Raw genomic sequence first — 16,216 nt, 5'->3', positions numbered from 1 at the left:
AGCCTCCTTTCACCAAGTTTTAAGTTCGTGCTTTTACTATTTCTTTTTCTTCTTTTTCTTTTTAGAAGAAGAAGTGAAGACCCTTGGCTTCTTAGTTGAATCGGTTTCGCCTAGTAAACTTCCTTTTTTGCCTTTCTTATTCTTATCGTCACCATAGATATATAGTCTTTCAAGTTCCTTTGCATTTGCTTTTACATATTCAATATCTACACCTTGTGCGGTTAATGCCTTGATCCATTGCTCTTTATGAACCTTTCTAACTAAGTCTTCTATTTTGGTATCCCATTCATGTTCCCCAGTCAGAAGAACTTTTCCTTCTTTTTTCCATTTCTTTGGTTTTACTTCTTCTTGTGCAAAGTATTTTTCATGTAATAGAGTCGCGTATTTTTCCATTTCAATATACTTTTGCCATTCCTCGAAAAGCTCAGGAGCCATTTCCTTAACATGCTCCATAAAAAGCTCTTGATACTGTTTTCCCAGGCTATTTAATAGTTTTCTAGGATATGGATAAACGCGATTTCTCCATACTGTTGTACCAACATCAAGTACCTTTAAATTTCCATCATCTTGGACGAATATATGTCGTTTATGATGGTCAATTCGCTCGAGTCCGATTTTTTTATACGTGATTAAAAGATTGATAAGCTTTTCCGATAAATTTTTTGTTAACGGCTGGGATTGTAGGTATTCACGTAAGTCAATTCCGTACACCATTTCCATGGCAATGTGTTTCGGTCCGCTACAGAATACCTTCGGAAAAAGAGTTGTATGTTGGCCAAGGGATAACGCATAAAGCTCTCTAGCACAAACATCCTCTTCCCCATATACCTTTACACAAACATTCTCATTTATTTGGAATACGGCACCATGTACACCTTTGCCGATCATCGATAATGATGTATTATTTTGGACCGTAACTTCAGCGTCCTCATGTGATAGAACGGTTATATTTTTTACATATTCCTCTATTTCGTTACAGTCAACATTCACTTGATTATTCAAATCATTTTCACCTCACAACATTTCTCGTTATATTTTAGTTAGTTTTACAATACTGTCCTTTTTAGACTATCACTGTATAATATTCCGCTATTTTTTTCTTGTGTAGGACACATTGATTAGAAAACTAAATTTTGTAGTCTTTTTTTGATAAAAAGACTGCCTGACATGCAAGCAGCCTACTTAAATGAACGTTTATGCTTCTTCTTGAGGTTTGGTTTCTGGAGTGGCTGTAGATGATTCCCCTGGTGCTTGTTGGTCTACAACTTCCTCTTGTGGTGTGTCTGTTGCAGGTACTTCTTCTATTGGTGGATTTAATGTAACTTGAACATCGACTCTAAGATTCTGTATTGCTCTCTCAAGTTCCTCTCTAACGATTGCACGGATTTCATTGTATTTTTTTGACTTATCCTTCTCCTTATCTTTCTCTTTCTCTTTTTTTCCCATTACTCTCACCTCCCAACGCAGTACTATACTTTATACATTTTTATTAAATGCGGAAGTGTGTTTGTCCATCTTTATCCTTCCTTTTTTATAAAAAGGGCTTTTATATCAATAAAAAAACGAAAGCACCCTGAAGATACTTTCGTTTTTTCACACATCCCGTTTGAGTTATCCCCGTCTGTTTAGCTGGTCAATGACGTTATGAATCTCGCCAATATTAGCATCTGGACCAATCGTAATGTTAAGATCACTCACCGATATATCCATACCCAATATTTGAATTGATACACCGCCTGGAGCATTTACTTTAAACAGATTTTCTCGATTATTACTTGTTTGGGATGAATTTTCTTGGTTTGAGCCTTCTACGTGGTTTTGTCTATTAGATGATCCATTTTTCCCCATAAATTCTCACCTCTTTACTGTTCCTAATTTCTACTATATGGGAAATGTCTATATTCCGTAATGGACATGAGTGTATATAAAAGAAAATGTGTATATACCTAGCCTAATTAAATACGGCTTGGCGTATTTTGCGCCCAGATTTTTCGAGCTGGCTCGAAAACTTCCTTTGAAAAATCTGAGGCATCCGCCGGAAGCTTTACCTTTATTCAGCCAATGTTTACACCCACGAATATATAAAATATTTTCTAAATTCATTTTTCAACTTATTTAATTCGATGCTATGATGAATAAAGTTAGTTCAATAGTCTCATCACACAGGTTTCAATAATTGCTGCGAGACCTGCTATTGCGAAAATAAGAATCAAAGGTTCAGACAACGGTAAGTAAAGTGTATAAATCACATAAAGGAATATGGTTGACCAAATCCCTGTGCACCAGTAACAGCTTAACAGCTCTCCAATCCACCTTCGTAGTCCTGATCCTTTAAGTTGGATATACTCCTCCACATTACCATCTGGCAGCTCCTCCACTATTACCTCATGAAACGGCCTACGAATAAATTCCGTAATCTTATCAAACACCAACAGCCTCGTTAGCCGAAAACTGGCTAACCCAAGCAATATAAATTCAAATATAGTCAATGAACTCCCTCCTACTATGTTTACCAACACTTCTCTCCGGTTATGTTGAACAGGTTACCTTACTCATAGAGACATGCAAAAGTATATATAATTAAAATATGGCCATCATGTTCGTTACATGATGACCAATTTGGCTTAAAGAGGCTATGGTTTTCCGATTCCTTCATAATGGAGACCGATTTTTTCCAATTCATGCTTGTTTAGCACGTTTCTACCATCAAAGATATAAGGCTGTTTTACAACCTCTTTCACCTTATCCCAATTTAACTGCTTATACTCTTCCCAGTCTGTACATAACAATACTGCATCTACCCCAGATACTGCATCAAATATGTCCCTACATTGATTCACCTTCTGACTTGAAAGTGTAACAATCGGATCATGAACATTTACTGAACAGCCTCTTCGTAAGAGCTCATCGATGATTACAAAACTAGGCGATTCTCTTGTATCGTCCGTCCCTGGTTTAAAGGCTAAGCCTAAAATAGCAATTCGTTTCTTATCCAAGTCTCCTAGTGTATTCTGAAGCTTCTCTATAAAATAAAAGGGCTGTGATTTGTTAAGCGTTTCCACTTGATCTAGGATGGATAAATTCATTCCTTGTTCCTTTGCGATCGTGAGTAGTGCACTTACATCCTTAGGAAAGCATGAGCCACCATACCCTATTCCAGCTTTCAGAAAATAAGGGCCAATTCGGCGGTCGAGACCCATTCCTTTTGAAACTTCGTCGATATCTACTTTTAATATGTCACAGAGCCTTGCAAGCTCATTAATAAAAGAGATTTTTAAGGCAAGAAAAGAATTCGAGGCGTATTTAATTAGTTCTGCTGCTTTTGGTGTCGTTTCAATAAACGGAGCTGTCTCACTTGCATATAATTTTCTCATCATCTCGAGAGCTTTTTTACTAGTACTACCGATTACAACTCGGTCAGGATGAAGCGCATCATAAAGGGCAGTTCCTTCCCTTAAGAATTCTGGATTTGATACAACATCAAATGGAATCGTATTATTTTCTGCCTCAATCACCTTTTTTACTTCATTGGCAGTTCCAATCGGAACCGTGCTTTTATTAATGACAATCTTATAGTTATTCATGTATGTGCCTATCATTTTCGCAACTGAGTAGACCGCTCGTAAATCTGCACTGCCATCTTCGTTTTTTGGTGTACCTACACAAATAAATATAAAATCATTTTGTTCGATTGCTTCTTTTACATCAGTTGTAAATGAAATAGTTTGCAGGCTAAGGTGTTTCGTTAATAGTTCTGGTAACCCTTTTTCATAGAAATGAAGATTCCCTCTGGATAGCGCATCTACCTTTTTCTCATCAATATCAAGTCCTGTAACCTTGTGGCCTTTTTCACATAGAACCAAGCCTGTGGTGGTTCCAACATACCCTGTGCCAATGACTAGAACATTCACTTTACTCCCCCTTATTCTCCTGTTGTAATGAATATACTTTTTGCACAAGCCTTACATATTCAGCTTCCTTTGCAATATCAAAGCGCTCACTGTCCACTTCAATCCCATATGCTGGCTCTTCTTCAAGCATAAGCTTGATCGCATCTGTTAACTGAACCTCTGATCCAACACCTGGTTTCGTATTTTCCAGACAAGTAAAGATGTTTGGCTTTAAAATATATCTTCCTGTAACTGCAAGATTAGAGGGCGGGTTATTTTTTGGTTTTTCTACAATATCAGAAATTTTATATAAACGATTTTTTTCCTCTTTATCAACTTTAATTACCCCATAGCTTTTCAATTGATCATCATCAACCCGTTGCAATGCAATAACATTTTTCCCATATTCCTTATAAGAATCTATCAACTCCTCTAATGGGTTTCGTTTATTAGATAGGTAGATTTCATCTGGAAGCAGAATGGCAAATGGGTCATTTCCAATAAAGTCTTTCGCAAGTGAAACAGCATGCCCTAATCCCTTTGGGTAATATTGTCTAGTGTAATAGATTTTAACTTTCGGAAGCTGTAATGTATTGAGGAGATGTTCTTTATTTTGTTGTTCTAAAAATGCTTCTAATTCTAGGGATCTATCGTAATAATCAACAATTAAATTTTTTGTTCGTGATACAATCATTAGTATTTGCTCGATACCTGCGTTGACTGCTTCCTCAATAATGTAATCTATAGCTGGGCGCCCACCGATAGGGAGCATTTCTTTTGGTAGTACTTTTGTGATTGGTAGTCCCCTTGTTCCAAACCCTGCTGCAGGAATAATAGCTTTTTTAATCATTCGGTTGTCTCCCCCCTTCTGTTATTATTCAATTTATTCACAAGCATCTTTCAAGGAAGTTGTCCACTGTAGAAAGGGCGAGGAAATGAGGAAAACGCATAAAGGGGAAATAGGTAATGGAAAAATAATATATTCATTAAAAATACTCACAAAAAAGAGCTTCCATACGTTCATTGTGTGAAACAGGAAGCTTACTTCATTATTTTGTTTATTCAAATTTTACTTTTCTAGAATTTTCTATAGTTTATAAATCATTATATATTTGTATAGTTTTTTGCTGTGTTCATCTAGTTCATTTAATTCATATCAGCATTTTATGAAAACCTATTGGTCGATTCAATCGCATGCTGTGTTTCCTCAAGCTTACGAAGTAATTGCTGTGCTCGATGAAATTGGTTATCATCATTTGTTATACCTGCATCTACAACCTCTCGCATTTGCTCCTTCGCAAGTAATACAAGATTTTGAGCTTGTTGAAACCTTTGCGGATCATCGACTCCCTGTGACTCAATAACTGCTTTTTGTGCTTCATCTACTGACTCCAAAAATTGTTGTAAGATGTTTTCCATCCTTTTGACTCCTTTTTATCAAATGCCTCTTGGCGTATGTACGTCCAGATTTTCGAGCCCACACCAAGAGGGACCTATAGACGCTGCTACTTTTATCTTCCGCTTGAAAACTCTTCTAAAATCTGTTGCTTTGCCGGAGGTTATTTCTTTATTCAGCATAAGTTTATGTTTCCACTATTTTTTACGAAATATCTAAGTTGAAGGCTTTTAAAGTTGAAAAAGTAGTGGTACAAGTCCAGCCCCTTGAATAGAATTTTGAGACAAGTCTTTTCAAGGGGTGTGTAGTATGGGTGTTCTTCTCAGTTATGTTTTACTAGGTCTCAGTCTTGCAGCACCTATAGGTCCTGTAAATGCTGCCCAATTAGACCGAGGGATAAAATTTGGGTTTTTACATGCCTGGTTAGTTGGCATTGGTGCTGTACTTGCTGATGGGGTTTATATGCTTTTCGTGTATTTGGGTCTTGTTTCCTTTATTAATACCCCATTTATACAAACATTCCTATGGCTATTTGGATGTTTCGTCTTACTCTATACCGGTGTTGAGAGCCTTCTTAGTGCAGGAAAGATTCATATTCAAAATTCCAGAAAACCAGAACCTCCATATAAGGCGTTTTTGGCAGGATTTATCATGTCCATTACAAATCCTTTAACCATACTATTTTGGCTTGGTATCTATGGATCTGTACTAGCTAAAACAGCATCCACTTCTACAAGTAGTGAGTTAGTTATTTATAGTGCGGCCATTTTCTGTGGATTGTTGCTTTGGGATGTTGCAATGGCTACGATATCAAGTGGATTTCAAAGACTCTTAACGTCCCGTCTGTTAGCATGGATATCCATTTTGTCTGGCCTTTCCCTAATTGGATTCGGTGTTTACTTTGGATTTCAAGGCATAAAGCTTTTACTAAGTCATTAAACTATGTTCTTTCAAGCTTTTCAAACAAGGTATCCAAACTCATGGAATCTTTCTTTTTTCCCTTAGCATTTTTAATAAATGCAAAAATACCAATAATCACCACAAATCCTAAACTTATAAAAAAGCCTGGACGAATTTCTTTACTAAACAATGTTCCGCTAACTGCTAATAAGATGAACAAAATCCCTAGATAGTACTTCATCTTTCCTCCAAATCCAGGCTTTAATAATCGATTCGCTGATAGAAGGATAAATAGCCAGTTATACAAAAGCATAAGTCCTGCTCCAGTTGTAATATACTCATAAATACTATCTGGCATTAACAATGATAAAATGATGGAGGTTAGTAGACCGGAAGCAGTTAAAATAAATGCCGGTAAAGGCACCTTTAATCTCCCTTTTTTTGAAAAAACCTTTGGGGCGTCCCCATCCTCAGACAAATTCACCAAAATACTTGTAACCCCATAAAGTGCTGCAACCATTGTGGAAAAACCACCAATAATAAGCGCACCATTAAAAATATCTGCAACTAACGGGATATTGTAGTTATCTAAGGCAACTACAAAGGTACTTTCTTCGCCAGTGAATACCTTCCATGATACGAGCATGACAGCAAGTCCTATGGAAGCTAAATAAATAATAGTTAGGAGTAGGAGCATCATTTTTCCTGCCTTTGGTGCTTCACTTTTATCCTTAAGCTGGGTTGCCATTAGCCCCATAACCTCAATCCCGCCAAACGCATAAAACGCGAAAATTAAAGCGGACCAAAGCCCCATAATTCCTTTCGGAAAATATTCTGCTGGCATCTGCGGATCCCTTGTCCCATCAATTGCACCAGTTACTGCTAATACAGCAATAACAATAAACATGAGAATCGCAGATATTTTAATGAGTGCGAAGACATTTTCTAATTTGTTTATCCCACTTGTACCGATTAACAAAACACCTAACCCTAACACTCCATAAATTGCTGCAAATACCCATAGTGGGATGCCTGGGAACCAGAACTTAGTAAAAATAGACAATGCAGTAAGCTGACTCCCCATTATCAGCATTTCAGCGCTCCAGTAAATCCAACCTATGCTAAAACCTGCCCACTGTCCAAATGCTTGTTTTGCATAGGTTCTAAATGCGCCTTTTTCTGCTTTTTTAGCTGTTAATTTTGCCAAACCATCATAAACAAAGTATGTTCCGATAGCAGCCATGATAAATAGAAGGAGTACTCCGGGGCCAGCTGTGCGTATACCAATACTTGACCCAAGAAAAAAGCCAGTCCCAATCGTACAACCAACCCCAAACAGTGATAGCTGCCACCATTTAATTTTAATTTTCTTTTCTTCACTTGTTTTCTCTGCCATGTTTGCCTTACCTCTTTACTTTTTGAAATAAAGAATCTGTTCTGACTCGTTTCGGTGGCTTAATAAAGAACAAAACCAAAATTGCTGCAACTGCTGATATCCCCGTTACACTAAAGAATAGAATGTCATGAGATATTTTCATCAAGATTGCAAAGACAGGTGGCCCAACGGCAACTCCGATAAAACGAAAACTACTATAAATAGAGGTAATTGTCCCTCTTTCTTCCTTCTCTGTTCCATTTGTTATTAAGGCATCCAAGCTTGGGAGAGCCACACCAATACCTATTCCACAAACGACAAGGGCAGCTAAGAAGATATAAAGGTTTTCGGTATAACAAATCCCAAAAATAGCTACAGTTGTACTAAAGATTCCCGCGAAGATAATCCACTTGATTGCATTTTTATCATCACCGAGCTTCTTACCCGTTATAAAAGAAGAGAGACATAGAGCACTAAGAGGAATTGCTAGGACCAGGCCTTTGATAATTCCATCGATATTGTATTTGTCCTCTAAAATTGAAGAAAGGAAAAAGAGCATTCCAAATAGAACGTAAAAACAAATGGCCCCAACAATAAATATAGAAATCAGCCATCTTCCCTCTTCTTTAAGCGTCCGTTTTATTTTTTTAAGAAAAAATGCAAAACTTGAGGTATCAACCTCATTGTTCTTAGGAGTCTTGATCATGAATTGAATTAAAAGGATTGAAATTAAACAAAAAACTGGAAATGCAAAAAATGGCATATACCATATCATTGCTGCTAATGCAGCTCCTAAAATAGGACTTACCACTTTTCCAAACGTATTTGACGTTTCAATAAGACCAAGCCCTGTATTAACATCCTTTTCACTTTTACACATATCACCTACTAAAGGTAATACAATAGGTGATGCTCCTGCTGCTCCTACTCCTTGAAGAAGCCTGCCTATTAGAATGATTATATAGGGGCTTTCAAAGAGCCATGACGCTAGTCCGGAAATTAACCCTCCTATACCTGCTATAATTAAACTTGGTATAATAACCTTTTTCCTACCGATTCGATCAGAAAGAAAACCAGCAATAGGGATTAAGATGATAGCTACAATTGAATAAATCGTAATAATTAGACTTGATTGAAATGGAGTGATATCAAGTTCTTTTTCCATTATAGGTAACACAGGAATTAGCATAGAATTTCCTAAGGTCATAACTAATGGGATTGACGCTAGAGAAAGTATCCCCCATTTTTCTTTTTTCTGCATTCTCCTATCTCCTTCGGAAACCTAATTATTTATATCAAGATTAACCTATCCTTAAACCTCACTAACTATGCACTCGTTATAGTTACTAAAGTGTAAAAATAAACCCACTAAAAAGTGGGCTTATTTATTTAAGATACTTGAATCTGGTCCTTGTTCTGTATTATTTGCTTTTTGTACACCTTCTGGGGACACTCCTGGAATTGGAGTATCATGAATATATGCCGGGGCAGGCTTTAAAAACGGAACCTGTCCCATAGCCACAGGATCTGATACATATTCAAATTCTGCTTGTTTATCCAAGCTAGGTCCACTTGCCCATCTACCACTTGCGCTCTCTTCCCCTTTTGAGAAATTCATAAATGAGTATGATACCTCTTGTTTCTCTAAATCTTGAGGGAAAGTGCTTGGAACAATTGCTTTTTCGTTCTTCTCTAGCTCTTCAATTGCCGCCATCCATTGATTTTGATGCATTGTATCACGAGCAATTAAAAAGGATAACATGTCACGTACCCCAGGATCAGTAGTGGACTCATAAAGTCGAACAACCTGTAATCGTCCTTGTGATTCTGCATTTAAATTCGCTCTAAAATCAGCAAGGAGATTTCCACTCGCAATCATATAGCGCGAATTCCACGGATATCCCACAGAATCAGTTGGTGTTGCCCCAATTCCTGACACAATAACATGTTGAGGGTTCATTCCGCCTAGGACTGCCTCAACAACTGGATCTTTTGCAGCCGCTTCTTGCTCCTTTGCAGGAGCCCCGTCCAATAACTGAGCAATCATTGTTGCAATCATTTCAACATGTGCAATTTCTTCTGTTCCAATATCTAGAAGCATATCACGGTATTTTTGTTCCCCTCTACAGTTCCAACCCTGGAAAAGGTATTGCATCATAACTGTCATTTCACCGAACTGACCACCAAGTATTTCCTGAAGTTTCTTTGCGTAGACTGGATCAGGTCGATCAGGCTTTGCATTGTACTGAAGTTCTTTTACATGATAAAACATGGTATTCCCACCTTATTCAATTTTCTTAGTGTAATTGAGCTTTGGCTTATATCAGGCTTGCGCGATGAACTCAAGTAAAAAATCGACGCATCTGCCAGAAGCTTTACCTATATTTGGTCAGGGTTTCCCCCACTGATGTTTTACATTTACTGCATGCATTCATCCATATTTAAAAGAATGCTGCTAATTAAGTTAAATAATCTTCTTTTTTAAGATTCACCGAAACTTTGGTTTTATGTAGCATTGTATCGAAAGAAAATTTACCAATTTATTTTAGTTATATTAATTCTTCCGATAAATTATTGAGAAACTATATGATAACTACTTGGGGAAAATAATAAAAAATGGTATAGTTAGTATCAGATACTAAAACCAGGTATAATTACTCTCGAATAAACAAGTAAAGATAACTCAATGGAGGTAACAATGGAAGATTTACTTAAATTAGAAGGAAAAAATATTGTAGTAATGGGCGTAGCTAATGAAAGAAGTATTGCATGGGGAGTAGCAGAGTCTCTTTATAAAGCAGGGGTAAATGTGATTTATACCTATCGATTAGATCGCTCTCGGGAAAAGCTTGAGAGGTTATTGGAAAAATACAATTATCCAGCAGAAATGATTGTTAGATGTGATGTGAACAGCGATGAAAGTATCTCACAAGCTTTTACTGAAATCGGTGAAAAGGTAGGAACCATTCACGGTTTAGTACACTCCGTTGCGTTTGCAAATGCGGATGACCTAAAAGGAGATTTTATCGATACATCAAGAGATGGATATGCATTTGCACAGGATACAAGTGCATATTCACTAGTAGCTGCTGCCAAAGCAGCTCGACCATATTTAGCAGAAGATGCATCAATCATTACAATGTCATACCTTGGTGCCGTACGCGCTCTTCCAGGTTATAATGTGATGGGAATTGCTAAAGCTTCGCTTGAAGCCTGTGTAAGATACCTTACATTTGATCTTGGAAAAGATGGAATCAGAATCAACGCTATTTCAGCTGGCCCAATCAGAACGTTAGCTGCTAAAGGAGTTCCAGGCTTCAACGATATTATGAGAATGATTGAAGAAAAATCTCCACTCAAGAGAAATGTCACAAAAGAAGATGTTGGTAACATGAGTGTTGCCATGCTGAGTAATCTATCACGCGGAGTAACTGGCGAAGTAATTTATGTGGACTCAGGATACAATATCGTCGGATAATAACAAACGTGCAAGCAACTTGAAAGAGGATATCGACTAACGTCTGACACACCTTGTGGCAAGCAAACTTCTCTCTCAGCACATCCTCGTAAATGCTAGCATTTTCTTCATGCGATGATTGAGCTGTCGAAGCTTTCCTGGTCATCTGTATCCGACAACGAAACCTCGAGGGACTAAATACGAAATTTCCTAAACAATAAAGAGGGGGGACCAAAATAGGTCACCCCTCTTTACTTTTAGAATTCTAAATCCACCTTTAACTCGTCAACATATTCTCTAGATCCCGTTACGATCAAACGGTCCCCAAGCAGAAGCTCTGTATCACCATGTGGCACAATCGAATCCTTCCCTCTAAATATTCGAACAAAGATTACATCCCCTGTAAAAGGGAAATTACGCAGCATTGTACCGTCATACTTACTATTATTCATTTCAATTTGATATAAGGACTGTTCCTGATTTGTAAGGATCGTCATAAGACTTGGTGCCTCAATAAGTGCACGCAGTAATGTATTGGTAGACATTAGTAATGAGAATATATCAATATTTAGTTCTTTAAGTTCCTCACCTAGTTCTGCCGTTTCAATTCTTGCAATAACTCGGTCAACACCATTTTCTTTCGCGTACTTAGCAAGTTCTGCATTTTGTACATCGGATCCTGTAGTAATAACCAAAATGTCAACATCAAATACATTTGTTCCTTTTAGGGTATCTATGTTGTAATCAGGAAGTTCCACGATTTGAAACACCGAATCTGAGTGCCTCTTATCGATTTTTTCCTGCGTTGTATGGTAAATCGTTGAATCATAAAGCTTTGAATTCAAATCCCTAGTAACAGGCAAAGTCATCTGATTTGCACCAATAAAAGCAACCGTAATAACTGGTTCTTCCACTTCTTGTTTTGGGAATAACTTTTTAAAACCAATTGGTGAAATGATACTCGCAATGACTGCAACTAATATTAACGCACCTGACATTCTGTTATCAATAATCCCCATCTTTTCTCCAACTGTTGCAGCTGCAATAACGAGAGATAATGTAGATGTGAGCAATGCACCCGCCCCAATTGTTGTTCTCCAATCATACCATCGCTTTATATAGAGAATTGGCAGCATTTTCGAAATGACTAATGCAATAAACAACAATGGGATTAAAATTAGGATTTTTGGATCCTGGAAAAGGGCCCATAAATCAAGCTCTACCCCAATCATTACGAAAAAGACAGGAATTAGGAATCCATATCCAAATGAATCTAGCTTTTGTACCATATCATGATTAGGAGACAATAATGATACTAATACCCCTGCTAAAAAGGCACCTAATATATTCTCGGCTCCTATTGTTTCTGAAAGCGCAACAAGAATCATGATTAAAGCAAAGATTGCTCTAGTTCCTATTTGAATGGTTCCCTTTGACATTGTTTCAAGGAAAGAACGATTCTGAAACCTCTTCCCAACAAAATAAAGCAAGACCCCTGCTCCAAATAGAACCAATAGGAGCCACATATTGCTCTCTCCACCACCATAAATCGAGGCAAAAACAGCAAGTAAAATCATTGTAACTAGGTCTGCAACAACTGCAACCAGTAAGATAATCTGACCTATATTGGTTTTCATGATTTGTGCGTCCTTAAGAGTTGGTACAACCACTCCTAAAGAGATAGTGGAAATAATCAATGTCATTAAAAAGGCATTATCGGTAAAACCAGTCCAAACAAATATATAGGAAAGAATCAGCGATAATATAAAGATACCTGCAAAAACGATTACTGAGACAAGAAACGTATTTGGAGCGGTTTTTCCACTGGGAAGCTTTTGTTTCTTCTTTCCACCAGCAAAAGCTGTAAAATCAATTTCTACCCCACTTAAAAACATTAAAAAGATAAACCCTAATGTCGATAAAGTTTCTAGCCACATATCAGGTTCAACAACGTCAAACCCACTTTTCCCTATAATAATTCCCATGATAATTTCTGCAACAACTACCGGAATAATTCTAAGTTTAAACCTATGTAATAACAGTGGTGTTAAAAAAGCCACCACCATTACAATAACTAACGATGTCAATGAAGCACCATGTTCCATGTTTTACCCCCTTGTTTACTTATAAATTGTACCTATGAAACTAAATAATTCATAAAGAAAGTAGCTAATCCAAAATAAATTAGAATACTAATAATATCATTTATTGTTGTGATAAAAGGCCCTGATGCCACCGCCGGGTCTACCTTTAACCGATGCATTAGCAATGGTACAAGTGCACCTGCCAGTGTTGCCACAATCAAGGTAATTAAAATTGAAAAACCAACAAGTAATCCTAAGAAAAAATCTTGTTTCCAAAAATATACAATAAACATAATGACAATTCCACAAACGGTACCAGTGATGACCCCAGTCCCCGCTTCTCGTAGTATGAGTAACCATTTGTTTTCTTCCTCATCTTCACCTATAGCAATTCTTCTGACAGCAACAGCCAAGGCTTGTGTTCCTGTATTACCTGCCATACCGGCTATAAGTGGAATAAAAACAGCTAATATGGCCACCTGGTCTAATGTAGCTTCAAATCGACCAATTAGGCTTGCTGTAAGCATCCCCAGAAATGACAAAATAATTAGCCATGGTAATCTTTTTTTGGCAGATGAAAAGATATTTTTATCACCCGAATCAACATCTGAAATACCAGCAAGTTTTGAATAATCGTCTGAAGCTTCTTCATCCATGACGTCAATAATATCATCTACAGTTATAATCCCCAATAGATGGTCTTGAAAATCCACTACAGGAACTGCTAAGAAGTTATAATCCTTCATTCGCCTTGCTACTTCTTCTTGGTCTTCACTTACAGATACATATACAACCCTATCATTCATAATTTCATGAATCATTGTATCATCATCAGTAACTAACAAATCACGAATGGATATAACTCCGACAAGACGTTTTTCCTCATCTATAACATAGATATAATAAATCGTCTCAGCTCTAGGTGCTTCCTTTTTCAAGATATACATTGCCGATTTGACTGTTTGGTTCGCATGTATGGCAATGAATTCTGTTGTCATAATACTACCGGCTGTATATTCCTCATAATGGAGAAGCTGTTTGATTTCCCCGGCAGCTTCATCATTCATAATTGTTAAATAGCTTGCTACTTGCTCTTTGTTAAGTTCATTTAACACATCGACTGCATCATCTGCATACATCTGGGATAGCATATCTGCGACGAAGGTATGATCCATTTCAGATAATAGCTCTTCATATTCATTTTCATCTATTTCTAGATTTTCAAAAACCTCAGCCATTTCTCCAGGAGACAAAAAATGATATACGTGCATTCTAGCATCTTTTGGTAACTTCGCGTAGAATTTTGCTCTTTCGTATGGATGTATATCTAAAAATATTGTCCGAAACTGATCAATATTCTCATTTTCGAGCGCTGTAAGCAATTGTTCATTTTCTAATTGCTGTTGTTCTTTCTCATTAACCTCTTGTAACATACTTCTTCTCCCCCCTAACCGCCTTTATAATGAAGACATAAAAACGTTAAAAACATTTATAGACTTGGTTTATTTTGCGTCCGTTTTATAGCCCATATAAGGTAGGGCATAAGGTCGTTCATCCACCCACAATAAAAAGTGACTTCTCTGAATAAAGTTTAACGAAATGTAACATATCTACCATTTACTTTTTTTGGCTATATGTATATCATTAATTATTTAGTTAGTCACTATGTAATGATTTGCAATCATCGAAAAATAAGCTAAGATAGAATTGGTTATTTGATTTTGGATGAGTAATTATACCCCGTTTATTATCATATAAAACTCGTGTTCGATTAGAAAGGATTTTTTCTCCATGGATAAAGAAAATATTCCACAAAAAATTGATTATACATTATTGTTTATATTATTTCTAATGGCCATCGTTAGTGTCATTGCAATACAAAGTGCACAGCCCTTTTTACCTGAAAAACTCAGAAATATCAATTTCTCTGTTCAACAAATTCAATGGTATGTCATTGGTACAATCGCTATTGCCGGTACAATGGTTATCGATTTTGACCGGTTCAAAATGATTTCGTGGTATTTATATGGATTCGGGATGTTGTTATTGCTAGGTCTCTTTGTTGAAAAATATATTGTAGACATCCCCTTTGCTTCGAAAGTAAAAGGAGCAACAAGTTGGTACAATTTTGGTTTTGCAAGCTTTCAGCCCTCAGAATTAATGAAGATTATTATCATCATTGTGTTGAGTAAAATTATTGCTGACCATCGTGAAAACTATCCCATTAATACAGTAAGGGATGATCTTCTGCTTATAGGAAAGATTATTCTTGCGGCTGCGCCTCCTATTGGTTTATTAGTGTTACAGCCAGATATGGGAATGACCATGGTTTTTATGTCAATCATTGCGACAATGATTCTTGTTGCTGGTATAAAATGGAGAATTATTTTTACGGGTATTTTTTCAGCTGTGTTTGTTATTTCTGTAGGTGTTTTTTTATACTTCCGCTTTCCGGACTTTTTCTTTAAATACATTATAGAAGATTATCAGATGAGTCGATTTTACGGTTGGCTTGCTCCTTTTGATACTGCTGGTAATGAGGGGCATCAATTAGTCCGCTCCTTGCTCGCGATTGGATCTGGTCAATTACAAGGAAAAGGCTTCCAGGAATCGGAGGTTACGATTCCTGAAGGACATACAGATTTTATTTTCGCAGTTATCGCTGAACAATTTGGATTTATTGGAACAAGTATCATTATTTCTTTATTCTTCTTATTAATCTACCGAATGATTCATATTGCTCTTGAAAGTCACGACCCATATGGTAGTTATCTTTGTGCAGGTGTAATCGGGATGATTACTTTCCAAGTATTTCAGAATGTTGGTATGACTGTTGGTATCTTACCTATTACTGGTCTCCCATTACCATTTGTCAGCTATGGAGGAAGCTCATTAGCTACCTATATGATTGCGATTGGAATCGTGCTAAATGTTCGTTCAAGAACGAAAAAGTTTATGTTTGATTAATACGAAAAACCCACGGCTATAGATTTACTGTTATCCGGATAATTTTTAAAATAAAATCACGTTAATTTTCTTATAATAGAAAATGACGTGATTTTTTATTACCTTTATTATGGTAGGTTTGTCCACTTATAGATGTTGGGTCTCATG

Annotated in this window: 15 protein-coding genes; 3 read left to right on the top strand and 12 right to left on the bottom strand. The window is 36.8% G+C overall.

What is annotated here, in order from left to right:
* Positions 1 to 36 precede the first annotated feature (36 nt).
* From ACWNMY_RS17375 to ACWNMY_RS17345, 7 genes are all read right to left on the bottom strand, one after another.
* Positions 37 to 1,002, bottom strand: a complete 966-nt coding sequence (locus ACWNMY_RS17375; RefSeq protein ID WP_449539512.1) for a hypothetical protein — start codon at positions 1,000 to 1,002, stop codon at positions 37 to 39.
* Positions 1,003 to 1,194: 192 nt separating this feature from the next.
* On the bottom strand, positions 1,195 to 1,446 hold the full coding sequence (locus tag ACWNMY_RS17370; RefSeq protein WP_449539511.1) for a hypothetical protein: 252 nt from the start codon (positions 1,444 to 1,446) through the stop codon (positions 1,195 to 1,197).
* Between the two features lie 165 nt (positions 1,447 to 1,611).
* Positions 1,612 to 1,848 (bottom strand): hypothetical protein, encoded by a 237-nt coding sequence (locus ACWNMY_RS17365; RefSeq protein ID WP_449539510.1) that lies wholly within the window; start codon positions 1,846 to 1,848, stop codon positions 1,612 to 1,614.
* A 293-nt stretch (positions 1,849 to 2,141) separates the two neighbouring features.
* Entirely contained in the window at positions 2,142 to 2,489 is a 348-nt protein-coding gene (locus ACWNMY_RS17360; protein ID WP_449539509.1) for a DUF1360 domain-containing protein, read from the bottom strand.
* Between the two features lie 144 nt (positions 2,490 to 2,633).
* Positions 2,634 to 3,911 carry a UDP-glucose dehydrogenase family protein gene (locus ACWNMY_RS17355; protein WP_449539508.1) on the bottom strand — a complete coding sequence of 426 codons (1,278 nt, stop codon included), beginning with the start codon at positions 3,909 to 3,911 and terminating at the stop codon, positions 2,634 to 2,636.
* A gap of 1 nt (position 3,912) precedes the next feature.
* Entirely contained in the window at positions 3,913 to 4,740 is an 828-nt protein-coding gene (locus tag ACWNMY_RS17350) for a UTP--glucose-1-phosphate uridylyltransferase (RefSeq protein ID WP_449539507.1), read from the bottom strand.
* Positions 4,741 to 5,054: 314 nt separating this feature from the next.
* Positions 5,055 to 5,309 carry a hypothetical protein gene (locus tag ACWNMY_RS17345; protein WP_449539506.1) on the bottom strand — a complete coding sequence of 85 codons (255 nt, stop codon included), beginning with the start codon at positions 5,307 to 5,309 and terminating at the stop codon, positions 5,055 to 5,057.
* Positions 5,310 to 5,595: 286 nt separating this feature from the next.
* Between ACWNMY_RS17345 and ACWNMY_RS17340 the strand changes: the two genes are divergently transcribed.
* A complete protein-coding gene (locus tag ACWNMY_RS17340; protein ID WP_449539505.1) occupies positions 5,596 to 6,225 on the top strand; it encodes a LysE family translocator in 630 nt (209 codons plus the stop codon).
* A gap of 1 nt (position 6,226) precedes the next feature.
* On the opposite strand, the gene ACWNMY_RS17335 is transcribed toward ACWNMY_RS17340, so the two are convergent.
* The 3 genes from ACWNMY_RS17335 to ACWNMY_RS17325 form a co-directional block, all read right to left on the bottom strand.
* Positions 6,227 to 7,582: an amino acid permease gene (locus ACWNMY_RS17335; RefSeq protein WP_449539504.1), complete on the bottom strand. Its 1,356-nt coding sequence runs from the start codon at positions 7,580 to 7,582 to the stop codon at positions 6,227 to 6,229.
* A gap of 7 nt (positions 7,583 to 7,589) precedes the next feature.
* Positions 7,590 to 8,822, bottom strand: coding sequence for an MFS transporter (locus tag ACWNMY_RS17330; protein WP_449539503.1), 1,233 nt, complete (start codon positions 8,820 to 8,822; stop codon positions 7,590 to 7,592).
* A gap of 120 nt (positions 8,823 to 8,942) precedes the next feature.
* On the bottom strand, positions 8,943 to 9,833 hold the full coding sequence (locus tag ACWNMY_RS17325; protein ID WP_449539502.1) for a manganese catalase family protein: 891 nt from the start codon (positions 9,831 to 9,833) through the stop codon (positions 8,943 to 8,945).
* A gap of 426 nt (positions 9,834 to 10,259) precedes the next feature.
* Here ACWNMY_RS17325 and fabI point away from each other — a divergent pair, with 426 nt between their 5' ends.
* Positions 10,260 to 11,039 carry an enoyl-ACP reductase FabI gene (gene fabI / locus ACWNMY_RS17320; protein WP_449539501.1) on the top strand — a complete coding sequence of 260 codons (780 nt, stop codon included), beginning with the start codon at positions 10,260 to 10,262 and terminating at the stop codon, positions 11,037 to 11,039.
* Positions 11,040 to 11,275: 236 nt separating this feature from the next.
* Here the strand turns inward: fabI and ACWNMY_RS17315 are convergent, their stop codons facing one another.
* Both ACWNMY_RS17315 and mgtE read right to left on the bottom strand, forming a co-directional pair.
* Positions 11,276 to 13,123, bottom strand: a complete 1,848-nt coding sequence (locus ACWNMY_RS17315) for a monovalent cation:proton antiporter family protein (protein ID WP_449539500.1) — start codon at positions 13,121 to 13,123, stop codon at positions 11,276 to 11,278.
* A gap of 32 nt (positions 13,124 to 13,155) precedes the next feature.
* Positions 13,156 to 14,535, bottom strand: a complete 1,380-nt coding sequence (gene mgtE, locus ACWNMY_RS17310) for a magnesium transporter (protein WP_449539499.1) — start codon at positions 14,533 to 14,535, stop codon at positions 13,156 to 13,158.
* Between the two features lie 358 nt (positions 14,536 to 14,893).
* Here mgtE and ACWNMY_RS17305 point away from each other — a divergent pair, with 358 nt between their 5' ends.
* Complete coding sequence (locus ACWNMY_RS17305) at positions 14,894 to 16,069, top strand: FtsW/RodA/SpoVE family cell cycle protein (protein ID WP_449539498.1); 1,176 nt, start codon at positions 14,894 to 14,896, stop codon at positions 16,067 to 16,069.
* The last annotated feature ends 147 nt before the right edge of the window (positions 16,070 to 16,216 follow it).

The sequence above is a fragment of the Ferdinandcohnia sp. Marseille-Q9671 genome, from assembly GCF_976954385.1.
Note: the sequence above shows the minus strand (reverse complement) of the source record. Positions and strands in the feature narration are given on the sequence as shown.

Coding starts and splice junctions, on each gene's coding strand:
- ACWNMY_RS17305 (WP_449539498.1), top strand. CDS start 14,894: ATGGATAAAGAAAATATTCCACAAAAAATTGATTATACATTATTGTTT.
- ACWNMY_RS17365 (WP_449539510.1), bottom strand. CDS start 1,848: ATGGGGAAAAATGGATCATCTAATAGACAAAACCACGTAGAAGGCTCA.
- ACWNMY_RS17350 (WP_449539507.1), bottom strand. CDS start 4,740: ATGATTAAAAAAGCTATTATTCCTGCAGCAGGGTTTGGAACAAGGGGA.
- ACWNMY_RS17335 (WP_449539504.1), bottom strand. CDS start 7,582: ATGGCAGAGAAAACAAGTGAAGAAAAGAAAATTAAAATTAAATGGTGG.
- fabI (WP_449539501.1), top strand. CDS start 10,260: ATGGAAGATTTACTTAAATTAGAAGGAAAAAATATTGTAGTAATGGGC.
- ACWNMY_RS17345 (WP_449539506.1), bottom strand. CDS start 5,309: ATGGAAAACATCTTACAACAATTTTTGGAGTCAGTAGATGAAGCACAA.
- ACWNMY_RS17370 (WP_449539511.1), bottom strand. CDS start 1,446: ATGGGAAAAAAAGAGAAAGAGAAAGATAAGGAGAAGGATAAGTCAAAA.
- mgtE (WP_449539499.1), bottom strand. CDS start 14,535: ATGTTACAAGAGGTTAATGAGAAAGAACAACAGCAATTAGAAAATGAA.
- ACWNMY_RS17340 (WP_449539505.1), top strand. CDS start 5,596: ATGGGTGTTCTTCTCAGTTATGTTTTACTAGGTCTCAGTCTTGCAGCA.
- ACWNMY_RS17330 (WP_449539503.1), bottom strand. CDS start 8,822: ATGCAGAAAAAAGAAAAATGGGGGATACTTTCTCTAGCGTCAATCCCA.
- ACWNMY_RS17315 (WP_449539500.1), bottom strand. CDS start 13,123: ATGGAACATGGTGCTTCATTGACATCGTTAGTTATTGTAATGGTGGTG.
- ACWNMY_RS17325 (WP_449539502.1), bottom strand. CDS start 9,833: ATGTTTTATCATGTAAAAGAACTTCAGTACAATGCAAAGCCTGATCGA.